Below are 12,359 nucleotides of genomic sequence, written 5' to 3'. Positions count from 1 at the left end.
CGCCCGCAGGACAAACGCCAGCGCCAGCGCTGGCCACAATCCGCGCCATGGGAACCCTCTATCTTGTGCGCCATGGCCAGGCCTCGTTTGGTGCCGAAGACTACGACCAGCTCAGCGAGCGCGGCACGGCGCAGTCGCAAAGGCTTGGGGCCTACTGGCGAGAGCGCGGCCTGCGCTTCGACGCGGTCTACACGGGCACGCTGCGCCGCCATGCGCAGACGCTGGCCGGCATCGCCGACGGCCTGGGCAGCCTGCCTGCCGAGCAGCACCGCACCCAGGCGCTTGCAGGCCTCGATGAATACGACAGCGGCGCGCTGCTGCAGGCCATTCATCCGGCGCCCCTGCCCAAGCCCGACACGCCCGAGCTGTACCGCCACCACTTCCGCCTGCTGTGCGATGCCCTGGCCCAGTGGATGGCCGGCACCATCAGCCCCAAAGGCATGCCCAGTTGGGATGATTTCTCGGGCGGCGTGCGCCAGGTGCTGGAGCGCGTGCGCCACGAGCATGCCGACGAAAACGTGCTGCTGGTCAGCAGCGGCGGCCCCATCTCCACCGCCGTGGGCCATGTGCTTGGCACCTCGCCCGAGGTCACCATTGCGCTGAACATGCGCATCCGCAACAGCGCCGTGACCGAGTTCACCACCAGCCCCAAGCGCCTGATGCTGCAGACCTTCAACACGCTCAACCACCTGGACACGGACGAGCACCGCAGCTGGATCACGCACGCCTGATACGGCACCGGCAAGGCTGTCACACAGCTATCGCGCCAAGGCATAGCAGCCAGAACACGGGCGCTCTGGGCCGGCCTGCGCTTTTGCGCCAAACTCGCCGGCCAGGAGACAAAAGACCCATGAACAAACGCCGTTTCACGCGCAGCGCCCTGGCCTGCGCGGCCCTGCTGGTGGCCGCCATCACCGGCCAGGCCCAGCCCCTGTCGAACAAGCCCATCCGCATCGTCGTGCCCTTTGGCGCAGGCGGCGTGGCCGACGTCACCTCGCGCGTCGTCGCGCAAAAATTGGCCTCGCAGCTGGGCCAGCCCGTCATCATCGACAACAAGCCCAGCGCAGGCGGCATCGTCGCGGCCGACACCGTGGCCAAGTCCGCGCCCGACGGGCACACGCTGTTCCTCATGTCCAACGGCAGCGCCGTCACCGTGGGGCTGTTCAACCAGCTGCCCTTCGACATGGTCAAGGACTTCACGCCGATTTCCACCCTGGGCTACTTCGACATCGGCGTGCTCACCGCCAGCGACTCGCGCTTCAAGAACCTGGGCGAGCTGGTGGCCTGGGCCAAGGCCAACCCCGGCAAGCTCAACATCGGCAGCATCGCCATCGGCAGCACCCAGCACCTGGCAGCCGAACTGTTCAAGACCACCGCCGGCATCGACGCCCAGATCGTGCCCTTCAACGGCACCCCTGCCGTGGTCACGGCCCTGCGCGGCAAGCAGATCGACGCGGCCGTGGAAATCCTCACGCCCATCATGGGCCAGATCAACTCCAAGGCCGTCAACCTGCTGGCCATCACCGGCGACAAGCGCTCGGCCCTGCTGCCCGGCGTGCCCACGGCCCAGGAGTCAGGCGTCAAGGGCTTCGTCGCCTCCTCCTGGAACGCCCTGGCCGCCCCCGCCAAGACCCCCCCGGAAATCATCGCCCGCCTGAACAAGGAAATCGCCGCCGCCGTGAACTCTCCCGAAGTCACGCAGAAACTGCGCGAGATGAACGTCCAAGCCCAGTCCAGCACGCCCGAGCAGACCGCGCAATTGCTGCAGTCGGAAATCAAGCGCTGGGGCGACGTGATCGTCCAGGCCAAGATCCCGAAACAGTAAAAAAGGCCGAGCGCAGCGAAGGCCTGCAACAACTCCCCGTATGTCAGCGCAGGTGGCCCCGCAGCGCAGCGAAGGGGTCGCGGACATTTGGGCGCATTTCTTTGCCTACTTTCTTGCCGCGCGGCAAGAAAGTAGGTCGGCCGCCGGGCCGAATCCCGGCCTCGAAAAACCACCACCCGGCAGGGTCCAAAAAAGACCCAAAACTAAAGAGGCTCCGGCGCCCTTCCGACAGTATCCGCAGGCAGCGCAACCATCTCGGACAACAACCGCACCAGCCCCCGAGCCGAAGCCTCCACCATCAAAGCCCCCCGCTCGGCCGTAGCCCCCGCAGCATTCCCCACCGCCCCGCAAACGTTGTAGTCCTCGATGGCCCAGCCCATCTTGGCGCTTCGCCCATTGCCCAGCAAGGCATGCCGCTGCGCCCTATCCTCCGAAGTGGAATGAAAGTCCCGCGCATGCTCCATGCGCACGGTCTCCGGCGCCAGGTGCAGCATCATCGACGTCTCGACCTCCCCGCCATGGATGCCGAAGCGGTGCTCATGCGCGCTGAACTGCGCATTGGCCGCATCGTCCACCAGTCCGAACCAGCTGCTGCTGTAGACCAGCAGGCCATGGCGCATGCGCAGCTCGCGCGCCACGATGTCCATCACGCTGACCTGTCCGCCATGGCCGTTGAGCAGCAGCAGCCGGCGCACGCCGGCGCGTGCCACGCAGGCGCCCAGCTCGGTCCACAGCGCGATCACCGTGGCGGGCGACAGCGTCAGCGTGCCGGCAAAGGACTGGTGCTCCACGCTGAAGCCGATGTTGTGCGGGGGAAGGAACAGCGCGGGCAGCTCGGGCGGCAGCAGCGGCAGGGCCGCATCGATCACGCCCTGCAGCAGGCGGGCGTCGACGGACATCGGCAGGTGCGGACCGTGCTGCTCCACGGCGGCCACGGGCAGCACGGCGATGGTTTCGGCAGCCAGGCCGCTGGCCTGGGCCTGCGCAAAGTCGCGTGCAGAGGCCTCGGCCCACCAGCGGGAAGGCCAGGCGCCGGGGGATATCTGTTCGGGCGGGGAGTCTTGCATGGCCCGATATTAGGGCCATCCATGGGCTGCCGGAGCCCTCCTCACTCGGCCTTGAAGTTGGATTCCTTGACGATGCGTTTCCAGCGCTCGTTGTCCGACTCGATCAGCCGCGCGAACTCCTCGGGCGTTCCCCGGCGCGGCACATAGCTGTAGCTGCGCAGCTTGGCCAGCACGTCGGGCATCTGCATGACCTTGTCCATCTGCTGCGCGAGCTGGGCCACGATGTCGCGGGGCGTGCCCTTGGGCGCCAGCAGGCCCGACCAGGAGCTGAAGCCCATGCCGTCCACGCCGGCCTCCTTGATGGTGGGCACCTGGGGAAAGACTTCGGCGCGCTGGGGCAGCAGCACGGCCAGGGCCTTGACCTTGCCCGTGCGGATCATCTCCACCGAGGTGAAGGAGTCGAACGAGAAATCCACCTCGCCCGCCACCACGGCCTGCATCTGCGGCGCCGTGCCCTTGTACTGGGCGTTGACGATGCCCGGCGCGCCAATCACCTTCTTGAACTGCTCGGTGATCAGCGAAATCATGCTGCTGCCCGAGGACACGCTCAACGGCTTGCCCTGTTTGGCCATGGCGACCAGCTCCTGCAGGCTGTTCACGGGCAGGTCCTTGCGTGCGATGAGGACGAAGCCCACGTCGCACAGATGGCTGATGGGCTCGAAGCTGGACAGCGCCTCGTAGCTGGTCTTGTAGAGCACAGGGCTCAGCGTCTGCGCGCCGGCCGTGTTCATCAGCAGGGTGTAGCCGTCAGGCGCGGCGCGGGCGGCCAGTTCCGTGCCGATGACGCCATTGGCACCGCCCTTGTTGTCCACCACGAAGGACTGCCCGGTCAGCTCCCCGAGCTTTTGCATGGCCAGCCGCGCCACCACGTCGGTGGTGCCACCGGCGGGAAAGGGCACGATCACGCGCACTGACTTGTCGGGATAGGCAGCGGCCGCGCTTGCGTGCTGCGGCAGTCCCCAGGCTGCGGCCGCTGCCGCGCCAGCGGCCAGGAAGTGGCGGCGAGATGTCTCCTGCATGGCTTGTCTCCTTGTGTTGCTCTATCCCGGATGGGTGGCCGGTCCATGATGGGCAACGGACATATCGCCTGTCCAATACCAAGCGCCTATGCAACGATATCTTTTGCCAATCGTCCTGCGGCCGGCCACAGGCGATCTCTCTGGACGGCCCGCTACCATCGCAGCCTGCAGCCGGGGGAACCAAAGACCATGCCCCTGGCTCCCACAGTCCGCCATGCCGCACCAACCACCTCTTCGCCACACTGCCCCCCAGCACCTCGCCTTCTGGCTCCTCGCCTTTTTCCTTGCCGCCGCCAGCCTGCTTGCCACCCCTGCCGGCGCGCAGCTGCGCCTGAAGACCGGCAGCGGGGCGGCAGCGGCCGTGGACACGCCACGCGTGCGGGCCGAGCTCGTGGCCCAGGCACCCGAAGGCGTTCAGCCCGGCCAGACGCTGTGGCTGGGCCTGCTGATCACCCACCAGCCCGAATGGCATACCTATTGGAAGAACGCCGGTGATTCCGGCCTGGCCACCGAGCTGAACTGGCAGCTGCCTGCAGGCCTGACGGCTGGCGAGATCCAGTGGCCCGTGCCCGAGGCGCTGCGCGTGGGCCCGCTGCTCAACTACGGCTATGAGGGCCAGGTGCTGCTGCCCGTGCCCGTGCAGGTGGCCGCCGACTTCAAGCCGCCCGCGTCCGGCATGCTGGAACTGCGCCTGCACGCGAATTGGCTGGTCTGCCGCGTGGAGTGCATTCCCGAGGAAGGCGATTTCCAGCTGCAGCTGCCCGTGCAGGGCAGCACGGCAGGCCAGGGACAGGCCTTCACCCAGGCCTGGGCGCTCAAGCCCCAGGCACTGTCTGCGCCAGCCCAGGCCAAGGTAGTGCCGGCCAGCCAGCCTGCCGCACAAGGCAGGACGCCCGACGAGCGCGTGCAGCTGCGCATCGAGGGCCTGCCGGAATCCCTGCAGGGCCGCACGCTGGACTTCTATCCCGAATCTTCCGACACCTTCCACCACGCGGCAGAACTGGGCAAGGACTGGCAGCAGCGCTGGGACGGCGCGGCCTGGGTGGCCGAGCTGCCGCTGTCCGACATGCGCGGCGACACTCCGGCCAAGCTGCCCGTGGTTCTGGCCCTGCCACCCGCCGAGCGCGCCGCAGCGCTGGAGCAGGGCCAGCCCGTGGCCTGGCGCGCCGAGGCCCCGGTCGAGGGCCGCTGGACGGCTGCCGCCATGGCCAGCGTTTCCCCCGCACTGGCCGCTGCCCTGGCGGCCAACCAGGCCGCTGCGCCTGCTGCCAGCGCCACCAGCCTCTGGATGGCCCTGCTCGGTGGCCTGGTGGGTGGACTGATCCTCAACCTCATGCCCTGCGTCTTCCCGGTGCTGGCCATCAAGATCCTGGGCTTTGCACGCCATGGACAGGACCGCCGCGCCCAGCGCCTGGGCGGGCTGGCCTATACGGCCGGCGTGGTGCTGTCCTTCCTGGCCCTTGGCGGACTGCTGCTGGCCCTGCGCGCGGCAGGCGAGCAGCTGGGCTGGGGCTTTCAGCTCCAGTCGCCGGCCATCGTGGCCTTGCTGGCAGCCCTGTTCACGCTGCTGGGGCTGAACCTGGCAGGCCTGTTCGAATTCGGCTCCATGCTGCCGGGCCGCTGGGCTGCGGCCCATGCGCGCCATCCGGTGGCCGATGCCTTTCTGTCCGGCGTGCTGGCCGTGGCCATTGCCTCGCCCTGCACGGCGCCGTTCATGGGCGCCTCGCTGGGCTTTGCCATCGACATGCCGGCCCTGCAGGCGCTGACGGTGTTCGCCGCCCTGGGCCTGGGCATGGCCCTGCCCTATCTGCTGGCCAGCTTCGTTCCCGCCGTGGTGCGCTGGCTGCCGCGCCCGGGCGCCTGGATGGATACCTTCCGCCGCGCCATGGCCTTCCCCATGTTCGCCACCGTGGTCTGGCTGGTCTGGGTGCTGGGGCACCAAAGCGGCATCGACGCCGCCACCGCGCTGCTGGCCCTGCTGCTGGCCTTCAGCGCCCTGGTCTGGACGCTGACGCTCAAGGGCCGCACGCGGGCCGTGCTGGCCACGCTGGCCGTGGTGCTGGCAGGTGCGCTGCTGGTCACCACCGCGCCCCTGATCACCACGCCTGCCCAGGCGGAGGGCACGGGCACGGCGTCCGCGGCAGGCGAGCGCTGGCAGCCCTGGTCGGCCGCCCGCGTGGCCGAGCTGCAGGCGGCGGGCAAGCCCGTGTTCGTGGACTACACGGCCGCCTGGTGCGTGACCTGCCAGGTCAACAAACGCACCACGCTCAACCATGAGGAGGTGCTGGCCGCCTTCGACAAGCACGGCGTGACCCTGCTGCGCGCCGACTGGACGCGGCGCGACCCGGCCATCACCGCTGCGCTGCAGCAACTGGGTCGCAGCGGCGTGCCCGTCTATGTGCTGCATGCGCCGGGCAAGCCCCCGGTGGTGCTCAGCGAGCTGCTATCGAAGAGCGAGGTACTGGGGGCGTTGGCCGCGCTTTGACGGCACGCCCTCCTGGGACAAACCCCGATTTTGGGTAGGTCCCAGGCCTACATTTGTTGCAGCGCACGCCGTCCTAGACTGGATGCATCCGGGGAATACCGCAATCCGAACGCTAGGCGCCGCGGCTGCCGCCCGACTCCGGAGACCCGCCCGCGCGGCAACTGCCCGCCCTGCACGACACAGGAGGTGGGCCATGCATGCACTGATCACCCATTCGCACCCTTCGGGGGTGCACCATCGTTCACGCGGCAAGGGTTTGCTGCTGGCGCTGGGGCTTGCCAGTCTGGCCGTGGCGGGGATCGTCCTGCCCTTTGTCTGGGACCTGCTGGGCTTCGTCAACGGATTGCCCAAGATGGGATGGCTGCAGTCCATCCTGGCGGTCTCGCCAGTGTTCAGCTGGCTGATGATGTTCGCCTGGGGCCTGGCCGTTCCCGTGGCGCTGATCTATGCGCTCTACCACCCGCAGACCCATCCCTGGGGCAATGCCGCCATGGTGGCGGGCGCCATGTTCATCGCCGTCACCTGGTACGTGCACATGCCCGCCGCATCGCAATGCACGGCGATGTATCCGCAGACCGGCATGGCCTGCTCGGTGCTGCAATGGGGCTTCAGCATGAGCCTGGGCGTGGCAACGGCGGCCTATGTGTTCCTGGTCTTCATGATTGCGCTGTCCTCGCTGGGCCTGCTGGCCGAATGCGTTGCGCGCAATGAGCCGCCCAGGCCCTGAATCCGCAGGGTCTTGCGCAAGCGTCCCGGCCGCCGATTTTTTGCCGCCGGGCCGCCCCAAGGCAAAAAGCGGCCCCCTCGGGGGGGGCAGCGGACCTTGCGCAGCAAAGGGAGTGGGGGCTTCTTTTATAATGGCCGCTGGGTGTCCAGACCGCATGGGGCGGCAGGACAGGTGTTGATAGCGCAGGTCGGGCCGCCTGCGCACCGGGGCCGCAAGGCCCCTTTGCTGCTTTGCACATGAACACCTACACGACCCCGCGGCCGTCCGGCCCGCGCACGCCCCTTTTCCTGTCTTTCGCCGATCGCATCGGCGCCTTCCTGTCCCGCTGGTCCCATGCCGAGGCCGCGGGCGGCATCGTGCTGCTGCTGGCAGCGGCCGCCGCCCTGCTCTGGGCGAACTCCGGCTGGGCCGGTTCCTATGAGGCGCTGTGGCACACGCCGCTGAGCGTGGGCCTGGGCCCGTGGCAGCTGTCGCAATCCCTGCATTTCTGGGTCAACGATGCGCTGATGAGCGTGTTCTTCCTCGTGGTCGGCATGGAGATACGCCGCGAGATGCATTCCGGCGCACTGGCCCAGCCGCGCCAGGCGCTGCTGCCCGTGATGGCCGCGCTGGGCGGCGTGGTGGCGCCGGCCCTGATCTTCCTGGCCTTCAACGCCGCGCCGCCGCTGCGCAACGGCTGGGCCGTGCCCACGGCCACCGACATCGCCTTTGCCATGGGCGTGCTGGCCCTGCTGGGCCGGGGCCTGCCGCCCGCGCTGCGCGTGTTCCTGCTGGCGCTGGCCATCATCGACGACCTGGTGGCCGTGCTCATCATTGCGCTGTTCTATTCGGGCGGGCTGCAGTGGGACCAACTGCTGGTGGCCGCCGCCGGCCTGGCCGGCGTGTTCCTGCTGCAGTCGCTGGGCGTGCGCCGCGCCTGGGCCTATGTGCTGCCGGGCGCCGTGCTCTGGTGGGGCATCTGGCAGACCGGCGCCCATCCCACGCTGGCCGGTGTGGTGCTGGGTCTGGTGACGCCCGTGCACGCACTGGCAGGCCGCGAAAGCGCAGCGCCCGTGGAGCGTGTGCAGGCGGACCTGCATCCCTGGGTGGCCTTTGGCGTGATGCCGCTGTTTGCGCTGGCCAATGCCGGCGTGCCGCTGCAGGGCGCGGGCACCGCTGGCATTGATGTGGCGGGCACGTCGGCCGTGATGTGGGGCGTGGCCCTGGCCCTGGTGCTGGGCAAGCCGCTGGGCGTGCTGCTCAGCTGCTGGCTGGCCGTGCGCCTGCGGATGTGCGCGCTGCCGCCAGGCATGGGCTGGGGCGACACGCTGCTGGCAGGCCTGCTGGCAGGCATTGGCTTCACCATGGCCATCTTCATCGCCACGCTGGCCTTTGACAGCGAGGCCCTGCTCAATGCCGCCAAGCTGGGGGTGCTGATGGCGTCGGCCACGGCCGCCGTGCTGGGCCTGGCCTGGGGCCTGGTGCTTCGCCGCCGCCATGCTGCGGCCGCGACAGTGCAGCCGGCCTGATCCGCATGCGCTGCGTACACTGCGGCGCATGAGTGATACAGCCACAGACTCCCGCCTGCGTGACATCCTCGTGCAGTGCCGCACCCTGGCCGTGGTAGGCCTGTCGCCGCAGCCCGACCGGCCCAGCCACCAGGCCTCGCAGTACATGCAGCGCCACGGCTACCGCATCGTTCCCGTGAACCCCGTGGTCGCACGCGAAGGCGGACGCATCCTGGGCGAGCCCGTCCATGCCAGCCTGGCCGACGCTGCGGCCGCGCTGGCCGCACAGGGCCTGCGCATCGACATGGTCGATTGCTTCCGAAAGAGCGAGGACATCCCGCCGCTGGCCGCCGAGGCGATTGCCATCGGCGCGCGCTGCCTGTGGCTGCAATTGGGCGTGGTCAACGACAAAGCCCTGGAACTGGCCCGCGCTGCAGGCCTGTGGACCGTGCAGGACCGCTGCGTGAAGATCGAGCACCAGCGCCTGCTGGCCGATGCCCCAGCCGCTGCCCGATAGCTCAGGAATTGCCCATGAAAAAAGCCGCAGCCCCTGAAAGGCTGCGGCCTGCAATTGGCGTGGACCAAGGCCCGGTCAGTCCGGTGCAGGTTACCTGCCTCCGTCCGGGTGTCTGCTTCAGCCCACATCCAGCATCATGCACGGTCTTTGTGACAGCCCTGTGATGCACATCACGGTCCGGCTCACTGCACAAGAAGCCGGATCCGCCCTCTCTTTCCGAAAATCCCCCGATTCCCCCCAAGCGCCGGGACGGCCTCAGCCGCGCCGCGTGAACAGGCGCATGTAGCGCGAAGGCAGGTCCTGCATGCGCATCATGATGGGCAGGTCTGCCGTGTTGAAGTCGCTGTCCCAGGCCGGCGCGCCCAGCACCTTGGCGCCCGTGCGCAGATAGCCCTGGATCAGCGCGGGCGGCTCCACGCTCATGCCACTGGTGCTGACGGATGCCAGCTCCTCGGGCAGGGCCACGCGAGGCTTGACCTGCAGCTCGGGCTCGGCAAGATGGGTCTGGCGCAGTTGCTGCCAGACGCGCGCCGGGCCCTCGCCGTGGGCCAGGCCCGGGTACTGCATGGGAATGCTGGCGCAGCCGACCATGGCGTCCAGCTGGTTGCGCTGCATGAATTCGGCCAGGGCGCCCCACAGCGCCAGGATCACGCCGCCCTGGCGGTGCGATGCGTGCACGCAGCTGCGGCCCAGCTCCACCATGCGCGGGCGCCAGGCGTGCAGCGGGGCGAGGTCGAATTCCTGGTCGGAGTACAGGCCGCCGGCGCGCAGCGCCTGGGTGGGCGTGAGCAGGCGGTAGGTGCCGATGACCACGCCCCGGTCGGCATCGCAGACCATCAGGTGCTCGCAGAAGTCGTCGAAAGCGTCGATGTCGTGCCCGGCCAGCGGCGTCTGCAGCACGGCGCCCATCTCGGCGGCGAACACCGCGTGGCGCAGGCGCTGCACCTGTCGCACTTCGTCAAGGTGCCGGGCCCAGCGCACGTCCAGCCGCAGCGGTTTGTCTGCGGCCTGGGGTGGCTGGAGAAGCGCGGAAAGCGGGGGCTTGGCGACGTCGATCGCCGCGTTGCGAAGGGTGTCAAGAACGTCCATATGCCCGCCTTCCTCGTCATGTTGGACGCAGTCGGTGACCTGCCTGTGCCACTCGGTTTGCCTGCGTGCCGCCATTGTGGAAAGCCGCCATGAAAGTCCCGCGACGGTTGCGTTACAGCAACATGTCACACCGCACTGCAATGGTGCACTGCAGCAAATGCCTCTATGACAGGTGTTGCGCGCAAGTTGGTGCACGCCACCACAGGGTTGGCATGTCGTCAAGAATGAAACAAATTGTGCGTTAATGACAGGGCCGCATGCCCGGCCATCGCGGCTTGCGGAGTCCTCAGTCTTCCCTTGCCGCGCCATGCTCCAGACCCTTCGCTCCAAGATCCTTGCCATCAGCACAGCCACCGTGGTCGGCGCCCTTGCCATCACGGGGGCCGCCACGTACCACATCGTCCGCGGCAGCACGTTCCAGACCATCGAACAGGATCTGGATGCCATCACCGCAGGCAACACCATGGCCATCGACCAGTGGGTGGCCTCCAAGGCACGCGCCGTCAGCGCCGCCGCCGCCGTGATCGAGCATGGCGACCCGCAGGGCTTTGCCGCCCACATGGGCCAGGCCAGTGGCTTCCCCATCACCACGGTGGGCTGGCAGGACAAGACCTTCAAGTCCACCACCAGCACCCCGCCCGACTACGACCCCACGGCCCGCCCCTGGTACAAGAGCGCCGTGCAGGCCGGCAAGCTGACGCTGACCAAGCCCTATGGCGACTCCACCACGGGCGTGCCCTATGTGGCCTTCGTGGCGCCCATGCTGCGCGGCGGCGCGCTGCAGGGCGTGATCAGCGGCGCCGTGCCGCTGGAGGGCGTGCGCGAGGTGGTGTCCGCCATCCGCCCCACGCCCGGCAGCCTGGGCTTTGTGGTCAGCCGTGACGGCCAGGTGCTGGCGCATGCCGATGCCAAGCTGCTGCTCAAGCCCACCTCCGACCTCTCCGAGCTGCTGACGCCTGCCGCGCTGACCGCGCTGGCCAGCGCCACGGCGCCACTGGAAGTGAACCTGGGCGGCAGCGCCAAGCTGCTCAAGGCCCGCCCGGTGCAGGGCACGGACTGGCTGCTGGTGGTGGCGCTGGACAAGGCCGAGGCCACGACCGGACTGCAAAGCGTGCTCAAGACGCTTGCCATCGCCATCGTGCTGCTGGCCTGCCTGGCCACGGCCGTGGCGGCGGCGCTGACGGCCCAGTCCTTCCGGCGCCTGTCGCAGGTGCGCGACGCCATGGACAAGATCGGCTCGGGCGGCGGCGACCTGACGCAGCGCCTGCCGGTGTCGGGCAATGACGAAGTGGCGCAGATCGCCTCGTCCTTCAACGGCTTCGTCGAGCAGATCGGCACCGTGCTCAAGGATGTGCGCAACGGCGTGGAGTCCATGAAGACCGCCACCGACGAGATCAAGCTGGGCAACCTGGACCTGTCCAACCGCACCGAGTCCTCGGCCAGCAGCCTGCAGGAGACCTCGGCCTCGCTGTCGCAGCTGACGGCCAATGTGCGCCAGTCGGCCGAGGCGGCCGCCATGGCCACGCGCCTGGCCCAGTCGGCCAGCAGCTCGGCCACCAAGGGCGGCGACGTGGTGGGCAGCGCCGTGAGCACCATGGACGACATCTCCAAGGCCTCGTCCAAGATCGGCGAGATCATCGGCGTCATCGACGCCATCGCCTTCCAGACCAACATCCTGGCGCTCAATGCCGCCGTCGAGGCAGCCCGCGCCGGTGAGCAGGGCCGGGGCTTTGCCGTGGTGGCGGCAGAAGTGCGCAGCCTGGCCCACCGCAGCGCGGCGGCCGCCAAGGAGATCAAGACCCTGATCGACGCCTCCGGCGCCAGCGTGGCCATGGGCACGGACCGCGTGCGCGCGGCCGGCCAGACCATGGGCGAGATCGTGGACGGCATCCAGCGCGTCTCCCAGATCATTGTCGAGATCAACGGCGCCATGACCGAGCAGAGCGTGGGCATCGGCCAGATCAACCAGGCCGTGGCCGACATGGACCGCGCCACGCAGCAGAACGCCGCGCTGGTGGAGGAGTCCACCGCCGCATCGTCCGTGCTCAACGAGCAGGCCCACCACCTGTCGCGCACGGTGGCCGGCTTCACGCTGGAAGGGCGTGCGCCTGCCCGGGATCGGTTGCTGCTCACCAACTGAGCC

10 protein-coding genes are annotated in these 12,359 nt (G+C 68.7%); 7 read left to right on the top strand and 3 right to left on the bottom strand.

The window, feature by feature from the left end; translation table 11 throughout:
• Positions 1–47: 47 nt before the first annotated feature.
• Entirely contained in the window at positions 48–731 is a 684-nt protein-coding gene (locus IAE24_RS16665) for a histidine phosphatase family protein (RefSeq protein WP_034398008.1), read from the top strand.
• Positions 732–850: 119 nt separating this feature from the next.
• Positions 851–1,825, top strand: coding sequence for a Bug family tripartite tricarboxylate transporter substrate binding protein (locus IAE24_RS16660; RefSeq protein ID WP_199961735.1), 975 nt, complete (start codon positions 851–853; stop codon positions 1,823–1,825).
• A gap of 203 nt (positions 1,826–2,028) precedes the next feature.
• On the opposite strand, the gene IAE24_RS16655 is transcribed toward IAE24_RS16660, so the two are convergent.
• Both IAE24_RS16655 and IAE24_RS16650 read right to left on the bottom strand, forming a co-directional pair.
• Positions 2,029–2,892, bottom strand: coding sequence for a creatininase family protein (locus IAE24_RS16655; protein WP_199961734.1), 864 nt, complete (start codon positions 2,890–2,892; stop codon positions 2,029–2,031).
• Positions 2,893–2,933: 41 nt separating this feature from the next.
• Positions 2,934–3,911, bottom strand: a complete 978-nt coding sequence (locus IAE24_RS16650; RefSeq protein ID WP_013800336.1) for a Bug family tripartite tricarboxylate transporter substrate binding protein — start codon at positions 3,909–3,911, stop codon at positions 2,934–2,936.
• 214 nt (positions 3,912–4,125) lie between these two features.
• Here IAE24_RS16650 and IAE24_RS16645 point away from each other — a divergent pair, with 214 nt between their 5' ends.
• The 4 genes from IAE24_RS16645 (at position 4,126) to IAE24_RS16630 (ending at position 9,127) form a co-directional block, all read left to right on the top strand.
• The gene (locus tag IAE24_RS16645; RefSeq protein ID WP_199961733.1) at positions 4,126–6,396 is read left to right on the top strand and encodes a protein-disulfide reductase DsbD family protein; all 2,271 of its coding nucleotides are present in this window, start codon (positions 4,126–4,128) and stop codon (positions 6,394–6,396) included.
• 193 nt (positions 6,397–6,589) lie between these two features.
• Positions 6,590–7,123: a hypothetical protein gene (locus IAE24_RS16640; RefSeq protein ID WP_013800334.1), complete on the top strand. Its 534-nt coding sequence runs from the start codon at positions 6,590–6,592 to the stop codon at positions 7,121–7,123.
• Between the two features lie 236 nt (positions 7,124–7,359).
• Positions 7,360–8,631: a Na+/H+ antiporter NhaA gene (gene nhaA, locus IAE24_RS16635; RefSeq protein ID WP_199961732.1), complete on the top strand. Its 1,272-nt coding sequence runs from the start codon at positions 7,360–7,362 to the stop codon at positions 8,629–8,631.
• A 28-nt stretch (positions 8,632–8,659) separates the two neighbouring features.
• A complete protein-coding gene (locus IAE24_RS16630; RefSeq protein WP_065346540.1) occupies positions 8,660–9,127 on the top strand; it encodes a CoA-binding protein in 468 nt (155 codons plus the stop codon).
• Between the two features lie 255 nt (positions 9,128–9,382).
• Here the strand turns inward: IAE24_RS16630 and IAE24_RS16625 are convergent, their stop codons facing one another.
• On the bottom strand, positions 9,383–10,216 hold the full coding sequence (locus IAE24_RS16625) for a GNAT family N-acetyltransferase (RefSeq protein ID WP_199961731.1): 834 nt from the start codon (positions 10,214–10,216) through the stop codon (positions 9,383–9,385).
• A gap of 307 nt (positions 10,217–10,523) precedes the next feature.
• Between IAE24_RS16625 and IAE24_RS16620 the strand changes: the two genes are divergently transcribed.
• Positions 10,524–12,356: a methyl-accepting chemotaxis protein gene (locus IAE24_RS16620; RefSeq protein WP_199961730.1), complete on the top strand. Its 1,833-nt coding sequence runs from the start codon at positions 10,524–10,526 to the stop codon at positions 12,354–12,356.
• The last annotated feature ends 3 nt before the right edge of the window (positions 12,357–12,359 follow it).

It is taken from the genome of Delftia sp. S65, from assembly GCF_016516495.1.
Taxonomy (GTDB): Bacteria; Pseudomonadota; Gammaproteobacteria; order Burkholderiales; family Burkholderiaceae_C; genus Comamonas; species Comamonas acidovorans.
This window is presented reverse-complemented; position numbering and strand designations above follow the sequence as displayed.